Consider the following 20,294-nt stretch of genomic DNA (forward strand, 5'->3'; position numbering starts at 1 on the left):
AAACAAAAACCTCAATATAAGAAGCGGTAGCAGAACCTGCGCTACACACTAACACAGCAAGAACGTCAAATTTTGTGAGCAGGTCCTTGAACGAAATTGAAACTAAAGTTTATAATCTCTAGTAACAAGAGAGCTCGGAGCACACAGTGTTCCAAGCATATAGTGGATAGTAGGTGAATGTAGTGACAGAAGATAATGAGAGCGAGCTGCTGAGAATTGTGGGGGTAGAGTCTGTGCTAATGAGCGACGTAGAAGAATTTATCGAGATAGCCGCCCTACACTGCTACTTAGAAAACGACGAGATATTCACACTCTACAACGTGCCTCTCGAGATAGCTAAAGCTATAGAAAAGTTAAATAATCCGGTAGATGAGGGGTCGCTAAGTCCGCTAAATGATGATAGGGAGTCTGTGTATGACGTCCTACTATTATTAGCTCCTAAGTTGAGGGAGTTGAAGAACTCTATTAAGAGGGTAGTCATAGACTCGTACGACGCTCGAAGAGGAGTCTATAACGCGTCAATCCACATAAAAATAAATGGCATCTCATTAAGGAAGAGAATGATACCGAGTCACGCGATATTCATTTCTCTACTATTCAATAAACCTATTTACGTTACTAGAGAAGTACTAGAAATATCTAAGATGCTAAGCCCGTTAAGCGATGAAGACTTTCGTGAAGAGGAGTAAAGAAATTTCTTATCTGAGAGGCTTCTGTTTCTTCCCCTTAAGTAGCGCGTCTAACGAGACTCCATTAACCATTACTACCTTATACCTAACTCCTGGCAAGTCACCCATAGACCTACCTAGAGTACCGCCTATACCTGCAATTATTACCTCGTCATGCTCATCAATAAAAGTGATTCCACCGTCTTGAGGCACGAATGCCGTAACTACTTTACCATTCTTAACTAGCTGGACCCTAACACACTTCCTCAGAGCCGAGTTAGGCTGACGAGACTCTATACCAACCTTCTCTAAAACTATTCCCCTAGCCATAGGAGCTCCTTCTAGAGGGTCGTGTTTCTTCTTTAACTCGAGCATACGTATCCTAAACTCTCTCTGACTCCAGCGAAACTTAAGTCTCTTTAATCGTAACTTCCTAGCAGAGTAAAGACCTTTTGGTGCTTTACTGCCCGGCACTCACATACCACCTGATTTAGATAATACTAGAGAATACTTATAAGCATTCAACGAAGTATTAAGTCCTTGTTTTAAGATACTGTGATTGAGTCGATATCGTAGTACCGCTTGAGAATCTTTTTTGCTTTATTGACGTTCTTGCCGTTCTTCCCAATAGCTATGCCTTTATCCTCGGGCGAAACCCTAATTAACAACACTTTCTTACCGTCTTTGAGTTTATTGAGTCTAACTCCTACCACTCTAGCAGGCAGGAACAAATTCTTGACGAAGTCTTCAAGAGTTTCAGCCCACTCTACGATCTCTACACGCCTCCCAAGTATCTTAGCTAATTGTTTTACGTTTCTCCCTTTAAACCCGACTACCACACCTGCAGTTCCTGGAGGCACTATGAATATTATAGTGTTAGTCTCCTCATCAACTATGCAATCCTTAGCCGTAACTCCCGTAATGTCCCCTAAAAGAGCTATATACTTTAATTCATCACCTGTTAACTTCACGGGCAACCTACTGTTCACCCACCTCTAAAATATTTGATTCACCAGGGTCTATAATAGCTATCACCGAGACTGGGAAGGGCTTGCCTAGCAGGGCCCCGAGCTCGTAACTACTGCCAGGATAACGAATTATTTTAACGTTACCCAACCTAGCATAGTACGTGAAGTCTTCAACTACGTGTTTAGGAATATTACTAGCTAAGACTATACCTACTGCTTTACCAGACTTAACTAACTTAACTGCCCTCCTAGAACCTAAAACAACTTTCCCAGTTTTGTAAAGTAACTTTATAGGGTTTTCTAAAGACGCTTCTTGAGACATCCGTATCACCTCTCTCCTTCTTTCACCAATGTTTTAATTTTTGTGGGATTCATTTTAAGCTCTACTAAGGCAGTCCCGATAGGGGCTAGCTGCCCTATAATAACGTTCTCCGTGACCCCAACTATCTGATCTGTCTCGCCCCTAATACTCGCGTCAAACAAGTTCTTCACGGTGACTTCGAAAGCCGCTCTAGCTAAGATGCTGGGCTTCTCTCCAACGACTCCATGCCTGCCTATAGGCCTCACAGTACCTGACCTCGTCATCATGTCAGCTACCAGCATAACGTGTCTTAAGTCAACGTCTAGGCCTTGCTCATTTAACGTGTTCTTGATTTCTCTTATAAGAGCTTCTCTAGCAGCCTCAATACCTAAAACGTCTTCTATCTCGTGAATGCTGTTGGTCCTCACTTTCCTTGGGTCGATACCGTCAATCCTCAGCACAGCTTCTAAATTAGAACCAGAAGTTATGAGGACATAATATTCTTTCCCAGTATCCTGGTCTTTCCTCTTCTGAAGTATCACTTTCTTGATATCCTTCACACCCTTAATCTTAAGCTTTAATAACCTGTCTCTAAACTTCTGAGCTTTAATTATGTCACTATAACTCTTAGGAATCTCAACAATAATCAAGTACGGGTTCTCCTCAGAAATACGGACTTTACCGGCAAGTAACTTGCCCTTAGACAAGACCTTAGCTACCTCATCTGGCGTAACTCCCTTATCGTATACCATCTCAGGGTCTAGCTCTATAAAGAGCCTCATCTCAGAAAGGTCTATATCTGCTGACCTAGTTATAGTTTCTAGGGTAGTCAACTCTATCCTCCTAGCTACCTCTCTAGCCTTAGCCTCATCATACTTGTATTCTTCACTGAGGTGTATCTCCATTATTGGGGTCTCAGGAACTCTCTTAGCGTCTACTAACTCAATGAGTCTCGGCAACCCTAGCGTGACGTTCAGCTCTCTGACACCCGCAAAGTGAAAAGTTCTTAAAGTCATCTGAGTGCCTGGCTCACCTATAGACTGCGCCGTCACAGTACCTACCGGCTCTCCAGGGTCAACTAACGAGTACAGGTATGTCCTAACACAGTCATCTACTATGGTAGCTAGCTCGTAATCACTTAACTCGTGCTTAGTATAGTATCTGAAGAGAGTCAACATCATCTCATTATAGATAGCTTCAGGGACATAGTCTTTAATGGGTTCTAAGAACTCCCTGATTTTAAGAGCTGCCTCACTATACTTAGTTAGCTCCTTAAGAAGAACTTCCTCTTGAGTTACGCCCTGAATAACATACAGGTTTAGGAGATTCTTCCGTATCTCATCAGCTAGTTCCGGCACTACCTCAACTCTACTCATTAACTCACTTACGACGCGATAAGGCTCAGTAACTTTCTCTAAGATCTCCTCTGCTTTAGTTACTGCAGGCTTAACTTTTGGCTTCTTACGTGACGCCCTCTTCTGTTTAGACTTCTTCATCCTATCCTCCACCCCACGTGTTTCTTAACTATCCTATCAATATTGACTGCCTTACCGAAGGAAGTGTTCTTAGGATCAACTCCGTCCTCACCGTACCTGAACTGTATTAAGTCACCATACGCTGTTCTGACAGTCCCGTCATATTCAACAATTACGTCTAGTAATGAGTTTATGAGTCTGCGCTGCATATAACCACTCTGCGACGTTCTGACAGCAGTATCTACTAGTCCCTCTCTACCACCAGCTGCGTGGAAGAACATCTCCGTCGGTGTGAGTCCCTTAACAAACGAGTTTACGACAAACCCTCTCGCTTCAGGCCCTATATCGCCACGCCTAAAGAAAGGCAACGTCCTGAGCGTGTAGCCTCTATGTATTCTCTCACCTCTCACTGACTGCTGCCCTAACATGGCGGCCATCTGAGTTATATTCAGGGCACTACCTCTAGCGCCAGTCTTAGCCATGATGAACACGTTATTGAATGGGTCAAGATACTTAACAGCTATCTCGCCTGCATCGTCTCTAGCTCTAGAGAGGATCTCAAGTATCCTAAGCTCCAATGACTCCTCAAGAGTCCGGCCAGGAGTTACTTCTAGCTTCCCTTCCTCATAAAGCTTGATAGCTTTATTAACTTCTTCTAAAGCCCGCTTATAAACTTCTCTAATCTCTTCGTAAGCCTGATTAGGTATTGATATATCGTCTAAAGTCATTGTAAACCCTCTCATCTCAATAAACCTTAAGAAGAGCTTGAAGGCCCTGTCCATAAATTGCCTGCCGAAGTTAGGTCCATACTCCATAATTATGTAATGCAACATAGATTCAGGCTGTTGAGCACCTATAGCGTTCTTATCTATCACGCCCATCAAGAACTTACCCTTCTTAACTACTACGTATGAATCCCAGAAACACTCTTCATCACGACATTTAAGCGCGCCACTAGAGATCTTAGCTTCTTTAGCAAAGTTAAAGTCTTCGGGAAGAAGCAAGCTAATTATCTGCTTACCGAGCCAAGCCTGCTTAGGGGCTAGTATTGCTGGCTCAGGTATCTCACCCTCATAGTTTATGCTAGCAAGCAAGTCTGAAACCCTATCTTTAGTTAAGTAAGTAGCCTTAGATGAGAGCAGATAACCTCCACTTATGTAGTCTTGAATACCTCCTATTATAGGTCCTCCATACCTTGGTGAGAGAATGTGGTCTTGAACTAAAAGCAACATGCGAGCCTCAGCCTGTGCTTCAGGAGTCTGAGGAACATGCAGATTCATTTCGTCCCCGTCGAAGTCAGCGTTGTAGGGCGGGCAAACAGCTAAGTGAAGCCTGAACGTCCTGCCTGGAAGCACCTTCACAATGTGAGCCATTATTGACATCCTGTGGAGAGACGGCTGCCTATTAAAGAGAACTATATCACCGTCTATTAAGTGTCGCTCAACTATGAAGCCCGGCTTCAGAGCTTCCGCAACAGCCTTTAAATCCTTATTATATCTGAGATCTAGCCTACGTCCGTTAGGTTCTATAATGTAATTCGCTCCTGGATACTTGAACGGCCCGTTAAGCACGTATCTCCTTAGCTCATCTATGTTCCACGACGTTACCCTCACAGGCACGGTCAAGTTCATAGCTACCTCCACAGGAACCCCGACCTCGTTGATACTCAAGTAGGGGTCAGGAGATATCACTGTCCTAGCAGAGAAATCTACGCGCTTACCTGATAAGTTATTCCTGAAACGACCTTCCTTCCCTTTAAGTCTCTGTGCTAGAGTCCTTAATGGGGAGCCAGACCTCCTCTTAGCCGGTGGAACTCCTGGGACCTCATTATCAATGTACGTCGTTATGTGATATTGAAGTAAATCCCACAAATCATCTATTATGATTTCAGGCGAGCCCACATTTATAGCTTCTTTAAGTCTCTCGTTAGTCCTTATTATGTCAACTAGCTTATGAGTTAAGTCGTCTTCAGCTCTTATACCAGTCTCAAGAAGAATTGAAGGCCTGACAGCTATAGGCGGTACAGGCAAGACAGTTATTACTGCCCACGCAGGGTGAGCTATCTCAGGATCATAACCCATAACTCTTAAGTGTCTGTCAGGAACCCTGCTGAGCCAGTCTCTAATGAACGTGGGCGTAAGCTTCCCTAAAGGACCTTCCTCGATGAAGGTCGTAGGCTTCTCATAACGTATTCTATACTGCCTCTCACCACAGTGAGGACACTCATAAACCTTCATGGCCTTCCTCTTCACATACTCTGAAAGTGACTCAGCTAGCTGAGGCCACCTATCTTTCAACTTATTTAACAGTTCTAGATATCTCTCTATCTCATCCTCAGGTATTTTAAGCTTCCCACACTTCCTGCATGTAGCTCTGAGTATCTCGTGTATGTGCTTAACAAACCCTATGTGTATGACTGGCCTAGCTAATTCTAGACTGCCAAAGTGTCCTGGACAGAGAGCAAGTTTGTTGCCGCAGGTCTCACACCTTTGGTCCGGCTCTATAACGCCTAGCTTAGGATCCATGACTCCTCCTTTAACAGGCATGCCGTTCTCGTCATAAACATCTGGGGTCACTATAGCAGTCGCTGACATCTTCCTTATTAAGTCTGGTGACAATATGCCGAACCTGATACTCTTTATCTCCTTCTCTGTGACCATGTTACTCACCCGAGAACTTATCTTTAAGTACTATCTTGGGGTATATGAGCATACTCATCATCTCCTGTAGTAGGAGCTTGAAAGCGTATGAAACCTCAACAGAGACTAAGCTGCCTTCCTCTCCATGCACTGGACACACGTACTTGCCTTTATTTTTGTCAAACCATCCTAGCAACCCACACTTCTCGCACACATATATCGTGTATTTGTCTGAGCTGTCTAAGAGCCTTTCTTTAAGCAATATAGTAGCGCCATGACCTATTATCGCGTCTCTCTCCATCTCACCAAAACGTAATCCCCCCTCCCTAGCTCTACCCTCAGTAGGCTGTCTAGTCAGCAACTGCACAGGACCTCTAGATCTTGAGTGTAGCTTGTCTGACACCATGTGATGTAGCCTCTGATAATACACGACACCTATGAATACAGGTGTCGATATCAACTCGCCTGTCCTCCCGTCATACATGGGTTCAGTCCCGTCATGAGGATACCCAAACAGCATGAGTTCTTTCCTTAAGTCTTCAGGCTTCTCCCCAAAGAAGGGGGTGCCGTCAACTGTCTTGCCCCTAAGTGAACCCACCTTACCAGCTATAGACTCAATTAACTGACCCACAGTCATTCTAGAGGGTAACGCATGTGGATTAATTATCAAGTCTGGAGTTATGCCTTCAAACGTGTAAGGCATGTCATACTGAGGAACCAACAAACCTATCACACCCTTCTGCCCGTGTCTAGACGCGAACTTATCGCCTATTTCCGGAATTCTCAGATCTCTAACCTTAACTCTTATGAATTTATTCCCCTCCCCATCAACTGTTATTAACACAGTATCAACTATTCCCTTATCACCATGCCTTAAACTAACTGAGGAGTCTCTTCTAGTCTCGCCAACTAACCCAAACTCCTTATACTCTTCCAGGAATCTCGGGGGTGAAGTCTTGCCTATAAGGACCTTACCTGAGACCACGTCAACCTCGGGAGGCACTATGCCGTCCTCGTCCAAGAACTCGTAATTCTCTTTACCTCTATAGCCTTTCACCTTAATGTCAGGAATCCCTATTATGTCTCTCTGACCGCCAGGATATCTAAGTTCTTCAGTGCTATAGTCTCTGAAGAATGTTGACCTAGCAAGACCTCTCTCAACTGAAGACTTATTCATTATTACGGCGTCTTCCATATTATAGCCTGTGAACGAAAGCACTGCTACTACGAAGTTTTGTCCTGCAGGTCTAGAATTAAACCCTATTAAGTCTAGGAATCTAGTCTGCACGACTGGTTTCTGGGGGTAGTGTAGGAAGTGAGCTCTGCTATCAAATCTTAAGTGGAAGTTAGCGGCGTTCAAGCCCACTGCTTGTTTAGCCATGGCCGCCTCATACGCGTTACGAGGTGACTGGTTGTGGTTGGCGTAAGGAATCAAGACAGCAGCTACTCCTAAGATAGACGGCGGGTAGAGTTCTAAGTGCGTATGTTCTGGAGTCACCTCTTCAGGCTCTAAAGCTATCAACGCATTATCTTCTTCCTCAGCATCCAGATACTCTACAATACCCATACTAACTAAGTCGCTGAACGTGATGTCTCCAGATCTGAGCTTCTCCACAACATCACTACTTATCTTTATCTTTCCTTTCTCTACTATGAGTAAGGGCCTCCTAACCCTACCACTATCACAGTTTATGTGTACCTCATTAATGTATTCTGTCTTCATGTAAGATACATTAACCTCGTGATGTAGCTTCCCAGACCTCCTCAATTTTCTCAGACTACTCACAAGCTCTGACGCGTCTTCCTTGGGGTAATACCCTATTAGTGTACCGTTTAAGAAGACCTTAGTGAAGCTAGTGACCTTCTCTAGTAACTCTTCATCACCTTTCTTGAGCCTCTCATAAACCTCGAGTAGACTCACTACACCGAGTTCTTGGAGGTAAGGTATAATAGAAGACTCGTCTATTCCGGCAGTAACGTAAGCTGAGAGAGCTAAGTTCTTAACTAAGCCACAGTTGGGGCCTTCAGGAGTCTCGAAAGGACATATCCTGCCCCACTGCGTCGGGTGTAGGTCTCTAGCCTCGAAGTGTGGCTGACCCCTGCTCAGGGGGGCTACGGTCCTCCTCAAATGACTCAACATAGAGATCCAGTTAGTTCTGTCAAGTATTTGGCTAACACCAGTTCTGTTACCTACCCAGTTGCCTGTTGCTAGAGCGTAATTAAGTCTTTCTGTAACTATGTCGGGTCTTGCAAGAGCTTTCAGAGAAAGCTTTCTACCTTTAGTGAGCCTATACCTCTCTATCTGATACCTCAAGTCCTTCATGTACGCTTTAAAAGCTACTCTAAAGAGCTGAGCCATTAAGTCGCCGGCTAGCCTCAATCTCCTGTTAGCGTAGTGGTCCTTATCATCAGGTTTTCTCCTCCCTATCACCAGCTCTATCAGTTTACACGCCATCTGCCCCAAGTAGAGGGCTTTAAGAATCCTGGTGTTAGGAGTGTTGCCTAAGTGAGGCATGAAGTACATGTCAAGTATCTGGAGAACTCTACTGCGTCTAGCCTCAGGGTCTGTAATACCTATAGTGACTCTCGAGGCTAAGTAGTCTAACGCCTCAATCTGTGTCTTGATCTCTCTAGCAGCGTAGAGAGACGGAATCAACTCTTTCTGTATTTCTGGGTCAGGAGAGACAGCTAAAGCTATCTCCATATCAGTTTCTAATCCTAACGCCCTCATCATGATGACGAAAGGAACTTTTTGAGGTATTGACGGGAAGTTAATAGTGAGTGTTCCGTCTTTTAAGCGGTCAAGTATTATCGGAACTCTATACCCTGCAGAAGCTGAGATAACCTTGGCTGTGTGTGTTATTGATGAAGCCTCCCTACCATAATCAACTAAAACTTTATTAGGAGCTAGGTCTTCTTGCCCGACTATGACTCTCTCAGACCCGTTTATTATGAAGTAACCGCCGGGGTCTCTCCAATCTTCTTCATGCTTAATAAGCTCCTCTTTACTGAGCTTACTAGTAGGGTCTAACACAGACCTAATCATTACTGGCATGAACCCTAAAGGAACATTGTCCTCAACATACTCAAACCCGTCTTCATGTATAGCTATCTTCAGATACATAGGTGCGCTGTAGGTTAGGTTGCGAATCCTGGCTATAGTTGGGTTAAGATTCTCTAAACCTCTTATAACTGCACCCTCTATTTCTCTAATTTCGGGCTCGCCTATCTTAACATCAAGGACTTCTAAGTATATTTTCTGGTGTGCTATTTCTATTCTGCCTAACTCCTTAACTATCTTTTTAATACCTGAAGTAACGAACGTGTTGTATGAGTCTAGATGCTGTTTTACGAGACCTTTCTCCTTCAGAAAAGACTCTATGAGTAACCAGCGAACTTCCTTATCTAGCTTGAAAGGATCGTCCAGGTCTCCTCACCCCGCTATAACGAATCTGTAAACTATTATTTTGCCTGCTGTAGGAGATTTTCGCGTTATTCTAACTATATCACCTGGTTTAGCGCCTATAGCTCTAGCGACCGGGTCTGAAGCTCTAATATATGGTAGTTGCTCGGGCCTCACTCCAAGAGACCTCAAAACTTCAATAGCTTCTTCAGGACTTAAAACTTCGTGCTTAGGAACCAGCTCGTGTTCTAATATCTTAAATTTGGGCTTCTCACTCATTCCATACCCCACCAATCATTCCTGCTAAACAAGAAAACCAGAACACACATTTTAAGCTTTTAACCTCGACCAAATCAATAAAGTTTTAAAGGAGTTAATAAGTATAAATGTGTGGGTCGGGCCCGTAGCTCAGCCAGGTAGAGCGGCGGGCTTTTAACCCGTAGGTCCCGGGTTCAAATCCCGGCGGGCCCGCCACAAACCAATCCTTACTAGTAACTCACATCTCACTAGAATAGCTACAGGCAGTTTATCTGTACTAACTCGAATTATCTCTAGATCCTCCTCGCTAGTTAACACACTTCGTTAACTAGTAATGATTTCCTAGAAGATAGAGACTCTTAATGGGCTAAAGAAGTCGAAATGGGTCGTGTGACGCTATTTATAAAAATTCAATATCGAAATCTAATTATATCACGATATACTGAATCTAGACTCGAAATCCCTGACCTCCTTAAATATGATGGGCGACAGTATCAGTAACGCTACTAAGTTTACGTATACGGGAAGACCTGCTGTAATGTCGCCCAGAATCCAGAACACTGCCGGCACTGTCCCGTAGAGTAGCGCTGTAGCGCCTACGCCCCACACGATGAACGGAGACCCGATCTGGAAGAATCTTATAATAGCGTTCATGAGTTTTGGTCTGCTTCTGAGCCAGTATCTCATCTCGACCTCATAGTAAGTATACCAGCCGGTGCTTGTTGACAAAACGAATAGGAACAACGTCAAGTATAGTATTACTGGCGCCACTGGACCATAGACCAATTCAAAAGCCTGGAGCACTGCTCCCACACCACCTTCACCTGCCTGCCAGACTCCGGTCGCAATGACTACAAGAGCTGTCATCGAACACACTACTATCGTGTCAAGGAAGACCTCCATAATCCCCCACATACCCTGCTTAACAGGATGATCTACCCTAGCGGCGGCATGGATATGTGGAGCGCTTCCCCATCCAGCCTCATTACTGTAGACACTTCTGGCAACACCTACTTGAATAGCCTTAGTCACAGCGGCTCCGGCGAAACCCCCTATGGTAGCCGCCGGCGTAAATGCATAGGTGAATATTTGAATGAATGCGTTAGGTACATCGTGTATGTATTTAACTAGAATTCCCAGACATCCGCCAACGTACATCATGACCATCAGCGGCATGAGTAGCTCAGCCATTCTAGAAACTCTGGGTATGAAACCTACACATATAGCAGTAGTTAATAAAGCGTAGATCAGGCCCACCATGACTGAAGCCTCACTAGATAGCTGGAAGCTCGTCATCGCTCCCTCCATGATTGTGTAATTGCTCATTGATATTACAGCAGTCGAACAGAAGGTGAGAGTGAATAAAGTTGCGAGAGGTTTCCAAACCCAGCCAGGCAACCGCATCTCCTTACCCAGTCCTTTCTCCATGTAGTATGGGGGACCGCCATACGCTCTCCTATCAGGTAAAACCTCTCTATACTTAACGCCGAGAACTACTTCAGCAAATTTTGTGCCCATGCCGAAGAGCGCTGCTATCCACATCCAGAATACTGCACCAGGGCCTCCTAACGCTACTGCGCTGGAGACTCCGGCTATGTTTCCCATTCCTATCGTAGCTCCTGTCGCCGTAGTCCAGGCAGCAAACTGAGACACTATCCCGGATCCTTTTCCCCTACGCGCTTCCGCTATACTCCATAACGTGTTTCTAAGTATAGTACCAAATTTTCTGAACTGGAAGAACCGCATGCCAACGGTTAGGTAAAGTCCCGCTAGCAGGAAGATGACCGGCAACAGCGGATTCCACACAACCCCATATGCTATAAACTCGAGTACGCTCTTAAGATCCAGCATCCATCACCCGGTGGGATTCATAGATTATTATATCGCTACGCCTTATAAAGCCTAGTGAGGCTGTCTCGAGCTTCGTGAAGGTTTGTAAGGGGTTGATTTGATATTGTGGGTTGAGCCTACCCACAATAAGATAACCTACATCAACCATTATAAACCTTTATAAAACCCAAAACGGTTGCACCAGGCGGGCTCGGACTCTTGAAAATAAAAATCTGTGAAGTAACGTATTTCTAGTGATTAGGATTGAAGTGGTACGTGAGTAAGAAGGTTCGTGAGTTGGTTGTTAGGGTAGATTCTGTAGCTGTTTTATCATCTGTTAGGAGAGTCTACAGGAATGTAGAGCTCTCGCACATCCTAGGCGTTAGTGAGGCAACTCTGAGCAAATACTATCATGGCATGACTATCCCCGCCTACCCCATGGCTGAGAAGCTACTTAAGAGCTTTCTTAGCGAAGAGTTTGCTAAGAAGTGTGTGGGCAGGTTCATGAATAAAGTTGGCTGGGATTTAAGGAGAGCTTGTGTAGATCCGCACTTCATCAACTATGTGACTACATACTTTAAGTATAGACTACTTAGCAAGTTACCTGGCTTTCTGGTAGACAAATTCATAACACTACCTGACTACTCACTAAGCATAGCCTCACACCTCTCAACTTCTCTTGAAGTCCCTCTAGTAATGTCTACTGAGGAAGACATGATAATAGGGTTAGAAACTAAAAGTAGACCGCCAGCACTACTGCAGAAGGGAGATTATGTGATTTCAATACATGCAATACTCAACAAGGAAATAGCAGAATACTTCAGATACCTAGCAGACTTACACAACCTGAAGTACGTAGCGGCACTAACTATAGTCTTAATGGACGAAAAGAAAGTATCAGAGATTCTTAAGACCACAATATTTAATTTAATACCTTAAGCAACTAATCTCTTCTCCCAATCACTAGGACACTGCTTACACTTTACTCGAGTATGAGTATCATAGCGTGGGTTTCTCATCACTATGTTTCAGCGCTTATAGACCTAAATCATCAATATGTTCTTATTATCAGGTTTAATAAACCTTAAGATCAATTTAGTTACCTTGACGTGCCACTGTTGTAGTAAGTACTCATAGAGTCAGCCCAGTAGTATCGCCTTCTCGATCTTTAAGCCTACTACAGCACCCTCTGACAAAACTTCATGTGTTGTGGTTACGAGCTCGTATCCATTAATACTAACTAAAACTGTCGAACGTCCTGTATCATGCTTAATCTTCCTAACTACCTTACCTTTAAGCACCCCGTCTTGATCGACCGTAATATACTTAGGTAGTATGAGAATCCTTGGAGAGCTTCTAAAACTCTTCCTATACGAGCCTGCGTAAATCCTGTACCCGTTAAACAGAGCTACGCAGAAATCTCCTTCATCACACTCCACATCATCTGCCTCGATCACAGACCCTAACCAAGCCCTGACATCTAAAGGCATGTTTTCAGTTCTCAGGTTTGCCGGACGTCCCACAAATAACGCATTACCTTCGTGGAGAAGACAAACGACGTCAGCGTAAGGTAATAAATCCTCAAAATTATGAGTAGAGACGATGATAGTCTTATCACTCTTCCTTACCTTCAATATGTTGTTACGGATTATCTGCCATGTCTGAATATCCACGCTCAACTCAGGCTCGTCCATTAACACGACATCGCTATCAACGACGAGAGCTCTAGCTATAGCGACTCTCCTGGCCTCACCACCACTTAATTCCCCAGGATACTTATTAAGGAGGTGTTGTATGTCTAGTAATTTAGCAACTTCTTCAATTTTTTCCTTGATAATCTGAGGGTCGCGCTCACGGTCAACAAGCCCTAGAGCTATGTTCCACCAGACTTTCAGACTAGGTATTAACGCGTTGTTTTGAGGTACATACGAGACTCTCCTAAGGCTTGGAGGACTGTCATCCGCGACCTCTCCTCCAATGAACACTTTACCGCTGTAGTTGACTAAGCCGGCTATCGCTTTTAGTAGCGTAGTTTTTCCGCTGCCGTTGCGTCCTATTAGTATGGAGAGACTCCCTGCAGGGAAGTCCGCATTAACACTCTTCAACGCTACTTTACTTGAGTAAGTAACACTTAAGTTCCTAACGGAAACGTCTCTCATAGATACTGTTCACCACCCTATAGAAGTTCTTTTCTAACCAATCTAACAACACATCAATCGAGATGAGCGTCAATGACAATACCAAAACAACAGCAATTAGTTTATCCATGTTTAGAGTAGATGCGTATATTAGAGCTAGATAACCTATCCCGTTCGGCAAGACGAGCATTTCAGCCACGAATACTGTTTTCCACACCATGACGGCCTCTGTTTTTATTGAGGGAAGTATCCGCAATATTAACTGTGGCAGTATAACTAACTCATACCTAGTCCTGTGCCTTAGACAGTATACGGCAGTGATGTCTAGCTGGTCTCTATCGAAAGTTCTTAGCGTGTTAATTACCCCGTATAGTATTGGTGGGTATGAACACATGAACGAAGCTACTAGCGGTAATCTAAACTCGTCAATCCCTACTAAAACAATCAGTATCGGGACCCACGCAACTGAAGGCACTGAAAACATTAAGGTCGCTATAGGACTTACGTAATCACTCACGGAACGCTTAATCGAGATAGCTAGACCTGTGAGAAGACCTAAAAAAAGACCTACAGTAAATCCTAGCAAAGATCTGAAGAAAGTTTGAGAGTAGTTACTCAGTAACGTGTATAAGAAAGACTTATCCGTGAAGTTCCAGAGAACGTAAGTGAATGGAGGGAATATAGTTTTAGGTGCTGAAACCAAGTATCTAGCAGTAAATTCCCAAATCAAGAAAAATACGAATATTGAGACAGCATTCTTTAAATTCATTACTGACCCACACTACGAACTACTATTTCTGTCGCGTTAAGTCTGTTCTTCAGCAGCCCATGCTTATACATGAAATCTATGTATTCCTGGATTTCACGCACATCGATCTCCATAATCCACTCAAGACTACTGATGGATTTTAAGGCTACTTCCCTACTTATGCCGAGCTCTGTAGAGCTTGCCTGTATCGCTAACTCTTTATTACTCTCAAGTATTACGAGAGCTTCTCTAGTCACTTCTAAGAGCTTCTTAACTACCTCAGGCTTATTCTTCAGTATATCGCCGCGAACTATGATGTAGCTACCTGGCATACTAGGCCACACATCTTGAGCTCTTAACAAGACCTTAGCACCGCTAGCTTCGGCAACACTCGCGTAATGTTCTGGTAGTGAAGCCGCATCAATCTGTCCACTAATCAGCATAGACAGCAACGTCTGCGGATCACCAACAGGCTTTATGTTGAATCTAACACCGTAAACGTCCTGAATTCTTAGGAGGAGTAGATTTGTTGGGTTAGCAAGCCCCGTCGAGTAAACAGTAATGTTGTTTAAGTCTTCAATGCTTGACACCTTATTAGGGTTAACTACTAGCGCGTAACCGTAATCGTGAACTTTCATAACTATCTTAACGTCAACACCCTGGTCTATTAAGTTAAGTATAGGTCCTAAGCAAGCCCACCCAGCATCAATTTCTCTTCTAGCTATTGCTGCAGCTAAATCAGCTCCTGTCCTAAACTTAAAAAGTTTGGTAATATTGAGCTCGTGTTTCTTGAAAAGATCAGCATGTAATGCTATCCAAGCAGGCGTAGCATGCGCGTTAAACTCTATACCGAGACTAACATTCTCAGCACTGGCTACAGGACTGACTAGGAACATAGACCAGTAAATTAATAATAACACGGCTAAAACTAAACTACTAATTACTATTAACCTAGTTTCAGACCGCGCCATAGCGTTTTACCCTGTTAATAATCTGATTTAAGTGTTTAAAAGCTTATGACATTATATGTAAAGAAAGTCATTTACACTAGACGTCAAGTCATTAGCTAAACATTTATTACTAAGTAGACAGCAATTATCTCAGAAGAAGTAAGATAAGATGATGTCTACCTCCGGTACTGAAAACTGATGAGAAGGCATTTGTCTGATTAAAAACTTCCTCAGACCCTCCCCACCAAATCTTCAACTTAAAATATTTCTAGAAGATAGAGATAATAGGGGCTGTGAAGTCGACGACGGGCGGACTGAAGAGATGAAGAGCCATTGCAGCTCTGAGCTCCGCAATCATAGCTGAGAACTTATTGAAATCACTTCCCTTCTAATTTATGTTGAAACAAGTAGAATGCTCGTTACTTCATCAACTCTTTATTTCTGATGTACGTGGTCAGCTTATACCATGAATACAGTAGTCCAGCATTGAGACAAACATATAAAATAACTGCTAACGCTTGAACTAGTATTGAGTGACTCCACTCTGTACTTAAAGAAACTAGAGACCTTATTAAGACTATCTGTATTAGTATTAAGAAGAAGCCGTAAAGCATTAAGATTAGAGGAACTTTTAGATTTCCTAAGAGATTCCTCATTTAGTTACGTCACCAAACAATAATACTTGCTTAGCCTTGAGCAGAATTCACGAGCATGATGCTCGGCCTGAAAGGCAACGCGTTCCTCTTTTTGCCGCCGTAGTCAGGTGCTTCCACGTCACTCGCTTTATAGACTTCTCTGAGTCTAATTCCAGTCTCTCCTTCTATGAATTTCCTGAACTTAAGGAGGATCTCATACTCGTCTACGAAACCTACTCTAGCGATAGCTTCCAGCAACTCTGGAGGTAATGACATAACTAAATCTACTAGTGTCTTAGCTACCTTAGGCGCTTGCTTCTGGTCGGCAAACCCGCTAGTTACCAGGTATTTTATTACGTCACCTATTCTGCCGCCGCCTCGCAGTATCCTGACACACTCAATTAAGTGTTTGTACTCATACTCTGTAGACACGTATACTACTGCCTCATTACCTTTCACTATCTTAGACAAGTTCTTTAAGTCATCAATAAATCTCTCTAAGAATAAGTAACCTAGTTCTACAGACTCGTCAATCATTCTCTCCAACTCTTCTTTCAAAGGCAGTCTCTCAGTAGCTAGTAGTCTGCTCATCCCCATCTCATGCCACAACTCTTCAGTAATGAATGGAGTCACGGGATGCATCACTTTAAGCCACATGACCAGCAAGTCTCTCAAGACTCTCGACGGTTTCTCAACCATTTTCAGATACCTGAGAATATCTTGGTGTATGTTGTAGAAGATCTTTAAGCATGCTGCTCTCACCCTAACTTTAGATAAGTCTTCATACGCCCCCAACACATTCCTGGCAAACCTAGAGAGAAGCCATTTCTCAGGAAGACCTATTACGTCGCTCAAGTCACTAACGTTAGAGAAGGAAGTTATTAAGTCATGTATAGACCTGAGTTTCGCCTTAGTAGAGTCAAGTACTTCTATATCAAGATTTAGATCGCTCTCTACCTCGGCTCCCGACGCTATAGCGAGTCTCACAACGTCAGGCGAGTACGTGGAAACTAGCCAGTGCAACGGGAAGATATTGCCTCTAGACTTAGCCATCTTCTCTCCTTGTATGAGTACCCAACCATTAGCAACTATTTGCCTAGGCCACAGACTTTCCGGGAATATAGCTACGTGATTAAATATGAAGAACGTTAAGTGATTAGGTATCAAGTCTTTACCACTATGTCGTGAATCAAGAGGATACCAGTAAAGGAACTCCCTCCTTAAATCTTCTAAAACTTTCCGGTCAACACCTATCTTGTCCGGCTCCCCAGAGCCCAGCATCACGTAGTCCCAGAATTCGTAAGTTAGCTTCTCAGGCGGCACACCATACTCTCTTATTTTATGTATGACCGTGTAGAAAGCCATGTATATCGTGGAGTCACTTAAAGACTCAATAATCCAGCCAGGAGCCCACGGCAACTCAGTCCCTAAACCTCTACTCCTAGTACACGCCTTCTCTCTCAACCAATAAATAGTGTTCACGAACTGGGTCCTCGCTTCTTCAGGCACTAACCTAATCTTAGACAACGCTTCGAGTGCCAGCTTCTTCCAGCCTGTATCACCGTAATTAATAAACCACTGATCCTTAACTATCTTAACTACTATCTCCGTACCACACCTACAGTATACAGGCGCGTTCATCACGTCATACATTAGGTCTCCGAACCCATTACTTAATAAGAAGTTCTTGATCTTCTCTCGCGCCTCCTTAACCGGAACACCGGAAATCTCATTCAATATGAAGTCTCGAGCCCCCTTAATGACTTCCTGCTCAATCAGGTTAGCTAGGTCTGAACGCATAACACCCGACTCTAGCTCCACTCTATAGACTTCTTTAGTAGCGTTATCTAGTAAGATATGCTCTTCCTGTGACTTAATGTCTAGCCTCTCAACAGCGTCTTTAGCCGGGATATCACTATACCCCTCAACTTTTATGAGGGGTATGGGCTCTAGCCCCTCCCAAGAGCCACTCTTCTTGTTGAGTACGTAATCACGCAAAGCAACATAATCGTAAGGTGCGTGTGCTGGCACGCTCATCACTACACCAGTTCCAAATTTGGGGTCAACGAAAGAGGCTTCAATAACTTGAATCACGCGTCCGGTAACCGGATTTACTGCTTTCCTACCTATGAGGTCCTCACCACTTACCTCACGAACTATCTCCACGTTCCTCTGAAAACCTAACTTCTTAGCAGCCTCGCACGAGAGAACCCAAGTATCAGTACCTCGGCTTGTCTCAACACTAGCAATACAGTATTTCACGTTCGGGTTAACCCATATGTTAGTTACTCCCAAGACAGTCTCAGGCCTTAAAGTAGCTACGACGTAGTTCAACCCGTCGAGACCGGCGAACTTTATCAAGTAGACCTCATCTATCTCAGGCTCTACATCATCTTTGGTGTCGTGCATTCCTACAGGCATGTTATGCCTAGGACACCAACCAACAGGGTGTGAACCCCTAGTTAAGTAGCCTGAATCTAGGAGCTTCTTGAACTGCCACCTAATAAAAGCCTTAAACTCTGGGTCTATAGTTGTGAATTCTCTCCTCCAATCAATAGATAGTCCGTAGAGCTTCATAGCCTTCTTAGATATTTCGTGGAAGAACCTGGCCACGTCAACAGGGTCTTTAAGCTTCATGAGTTCCTCACTCTCAACTTGAAACACCTTAGCTACATTACTCACGTATTGCGGATCTCCAGTAGCTAGACCTTCAGCAAGAGCTAGTATAGGAGTTCCAGTATAGTGGAAGCCCATAGGGAATAGCACATTATATCCTAAACCCCTGAAAAACCTGGCTAGTATATCAGGGATCAAGTATGTCCTAGCATGACCTACGTGTGCCGGCCCGTTAGGGTACATGAAAGCAGCTGTTAAGAAGTACTTCGGCAGACCTTCCTTCGGGTCTGCCTCATAAACTCTCTCCTCTTCCCAAATTCTAGACCATTTACGAGCTATATCAACGAGGTATGCTACAAAGTCTTCAAGACTCGCGGTACCCGTGATCATCACCTAGTAATCTCTTACAACCCCCAATATATTTAAAACATTACTAGTACTCTGCCAACAGAGAAAAAATTGAGACTCTACAAGACCATATACGTTTTCCACTCTCGAACTTAAATTATTACCATTGACTCTAAGCAATAAATAAAAATAATAACTTTGAGTAGTTAATTCACGTGGGTCTCTTAAGTGGGTGTTAATTTAAGAGAGTTAGTGGAGGAGACTTCCGCAGTTAGAATCATTAACGACTTAAGAGAGTTGAGAGGTAAGGTCGTGGCTATTGATGCTTACAACGCTCTCTACCAATTCTTAGCAGCGATAAGACAACCCGACGGAACTCCGTTAATGGATACTAAAGGACGCGTAACAAGCCACTTAAGCGGGCTTTTCTACAGAACAATCAATCTTGTGGAGTCAGGTCTTAAGCCGGTATACGTATTTGATGGTAAGCCGCCTGAGTTGAAAGCTAAGGAGATCGCGGAAAGACTCGCGATAAAAGAAGAGTTTGCCAAGAAGTATGAGGCCGCCATAGCAGAGGGCAGGATTGAAGAAGCGCGTAAGTACGCGCAAGCTACTGGGAGACTAACTTCAGACATGGTTGAAGACTCTAAAAGGTTGTTAACAGCTATGGGCATACCGTACGTTAACGCGCCCTCAGAAGGTGAGGCGCAGGCCGCTTATATGGCTAGGAAAGGTCACGTATGGGCGTCAGTTTCCCAAGACTATGACTCACTATTATTTGATACGCCTAGACTCTTAAGAAACTTAACAATTAGCGGTAAACGCAAGTTGCCAGGTAAAGAAGTATATGTTGAAATAAAGCCTGAACTCATAGAACTAGACACCCTACTCAAACAACTAGGGATAAATAGAGAACAGTTGATAGATATAGCTATATTCCTCGGAACAGACTTCAACCCCGAGGGAGTAAAGGGTGTGGGACCTAAAACCGCGCTCAAACTAATAAAAACGTACGGGAGCTTTGAGAAAGCAGCTAAGGCACTCCCAAACATCAAGATAGATTTCAACTACGAAGAAATCAGAAAGATATTTCTAAACCCGCCAGTAACAGATTCATACACGATTAAATGGGACGAGCCTAACCTTGAGCTAATAAACAAGATTTTAGTAGAGGAACATGACTTCTCAGAAGAAAGAGTTAGTGGAGCAGTAGAGAGGTTAAAAAAAGCTTACAGAGAGTTCCTCAAAGCCCAGGTTAAGGGGCTTGAAGCCTGGTTCAAGAAATAAGTAGTGATTTCGCTTCCTGCTCTAAGCATA

At 43.7% G+C, this 20,294-nt stretch carries 16 protein-coding genes and 1 tRNA gene; 4 read left to right on the top strand and 13 right to left on the bottom strand.

What is annotated here, in order from left to right:
• Positions 1-182: 182 nt before the first annotated feature.
• Entirely contained in the window at positions 183-689 is a 507-nt protein-coding gene (locus QXL29_00975) for a DUF151 domain-containing protein (protein ID MEM2283165.1), read from the top strand.
• 9 nt (positions 690-698) lie between these two features.
• Here the strand turns inward: QXL29_00975 and QXL29_00980 are convergent, their stop codons facing one another.
• From QXL29_00980 to QXL29_01010, 7 genes are all read right to left on the bottom strand, one after another.
• Positions 699-1,142 carry a 30S ribosomal protein S12 gene (locus tag QXL29_00980; protein MEM2283166.1) on the bottom strand — a complete coding sequence of 148 codons (444 nt, stop codon included), beginning with the start codon at positions 1,140-1,142 and terminating at the stop codon, positions 699-701.
• A gap of 71 nt (positions 1,143-1,213) precedes the next feature.
• The gene (locus tag QXL29_00985) at positions 1,214-1,639 is read right to left on the bottom strand and encodes a NusA-like transcription termination signal-binding factor (protein ID MEM2283167.1); all 426 of its coding nucleotides are present in this window, start codon (positions 1,637-1,639) and stop codon (positions 1,214-1,216) included.
• A gap of 7 nt (positions 1,640-1,646) precedes the next feature.
• A complete protein-coding gene (locus QXL29_00990; GenBank protein ID MEM2283168.1) occupies positions 1,647-1,958 on the bottom strand; it encodes a 50S ribosomal protein L30e in 312 nt (103 codons plus the stop codon).
• Positions 1,959-1,963: 5 nt separating this feature from the next.
• Positions 1,964-3,433: a DNA-directed RNA polymerase subunit A'' gene (gene rpoA2, locus QXL29_00995; GenBank protein MEM2283169.1), complete on the bottom strand. Its 1,470-nt coding sequence runs from the start codon at positions 3,431-3,433 to the stop codon at positions 1,964-1,966.
• The gene (rpoA1, locus tag QXL29_01000) at positions 3,430-6,072 is read right to left on the bottom strand and encodes a DNA-directed RNA polymerase subunit A' (GenBank protein ID MEM2283170.1); all 2,643 of its coding nucleotides are present in this window, start codon (positions 6,070-6,072) and stop codon (positions 3,430-3,432) included. The genes rpoA2 and rpoA1 overlap by 4 nt, the downstream gene beginning before the upstream one ends.
• A 1-nt stretch (position 6,073) precedes the next feature.
• Entirely contained in the window at positions 6,074-9,478 is a 3,405-nt protein-coding gene (locus tag QXL29_01005; GenBank protein MEM2283171.1) for a DNA-directed RNA polymerase subunit B, read from the bottom strand.
• Positions 9,479-9,484: 6 nt separating this feature from the next.
• Positions 9,485-9,733, bottom strand: coding sequence for a DNA-directed RNA polymerase subunit H (locus tag QXL29_01010; protein MEM2283172.1), 249 nt, complete (start codon positions 9,731-9,733; stop codon positions 9,485-9,487).
• 118 nt (positions 9,734-9,851) lie between these two features.
• Between QXL29_01010 and QXL29_01015 the strand changes: the two genes are divergently transcribed.
• Positions 9,852-9,928: transfer RNA gene (locus tag QXL29_01015), tRNA-Lys, on the top strand.
• Between the two features lie 216 nt (positions 9,929-10,144).
• On the opposite strand, the gene QXL29_01020 is transcribed toward QXL29_01015, so the two are convergent.
• The gene (locus tag QXL29_01020; GenBank protein ID MEM2283173.1) at positions 10,145-11,563 is read right to left on the bottom strand and encodes an amino acid carrier protein; all 1,419 of its coding nucleotides are present in this window, start codon (positions 11,561-11,563) and stop codon (positions 10,145-10,147) included.
• 255 nt (positions 11,564-11,818) lie between these two features.
• Between QXL29_01020 and QXL29_01025 the strand changes: the two genes are divergently transcribed.
• Positions 11,819-12,481, top strand: a complete 663-nt coding sequence (locus QXL29_01025; protein MEM2283174.1) for a hypothetical protein — start codon at positions 11,819-11,821, stop codon at positions 12,479-12,481.
• 200 nt (positions 12,482-12,681) lie between these two features.
• Here QXL29_01025 and QXL29_01030 read toward each other — a convergent pair whose 3' ends face one another.
• The 5 genes from QXL29_01030 to leuS all read right to left on the bottom strand — a co-directional run bounded on the left by QXL29_01030 (position 12,682) and on the right by leuS (position 19,019).
• The gene (locus QXL29_01030) at positions 12,682-13,701 is read right to left on the bottom strand and encodes an ABC transporter ATP-binding protein (GenBank protein MEM2283175.1); all 1,020 of its coding nucleotides are present in this window, start codon (positions 13,699-13,701) and stop codon (positions 12,682-12,684) included.
• Positions 13,682-14,449, bottom strand: coding sequence for an ABC transporter permease subunit (locus QXL29_01035; GenBank protein ID MEM2283176.1), 768 nt, complete (start codon positions 14,447-14,449; stop codon positions 13,682-13,684). Before QXL29_01035 ends, QXL29_01030 begins: the two co-directional genes overlap by 20 nt.
• Positions 14,449-15,399, bottom strand: coding sequence for an ABC transporter substrate-binding protein (locus QXL29_01040; GenBank protein MEM2283177.1), 951 nt, complete (start codon positions 15,397-15,399; stop codon positions 14,449-14,451). The genes QXL29_01035 and QXL29_01040 overlap by 1 nt, the downstream gene beginning before the upstream one ends.
• Positions 15,400-15,797: 398 nt before the next feature.
• The gene (locus QXL29_01045; GenBank protein MEM2283178.1) at positions 15,798-16,034 is read right to left on the bottom strand and encodes a hypothetical protein; all 237 of its coding nucleotides are present in this window, start codon (positions 16,032-16,034) and stop codon (positions 15,798-15,800) included.
• A gap of 30 nt (positions 16,035-16,064) precedes the next feature.
• On the bottom strand, positions 16,065-19,019 hold the full coding sequence (gene leuS, locus QXL29_01050; protein ID MEM2283179.1) for a leucine--tRNA ligase: 2,955 nt from the start codon (positions 19,017-19,019) through the stop codon (positions 16,065-16,067).
• 186 nt (positions 19,020-19,205) lie between these two features.
• On the opposite strand from leuS, the gene fen reads away from it, so the two are divergent.
• The gene (gene fen / locus QXL29_01055) at positions 19,206-20,264 is read left to right on the top strand and encodes a flap endonuclease-1 (protein MEM2283180.1); all 1,059 of its coding nucleotides are present in this window, start codon (positions 19,206-19,208) and stop codon (positions 20,262-20,264) included.
• Positions 20,265-20,294: the final 30 nt, after the last annotated feature.

The organism is Zestosphaera sp. (assembly GCA_038843015.1).
Lineage (GTDB): Archaea > Thermoproteota > Thermoprotei_A > Sulfolobales > NBVN01 > Zestomicrobium.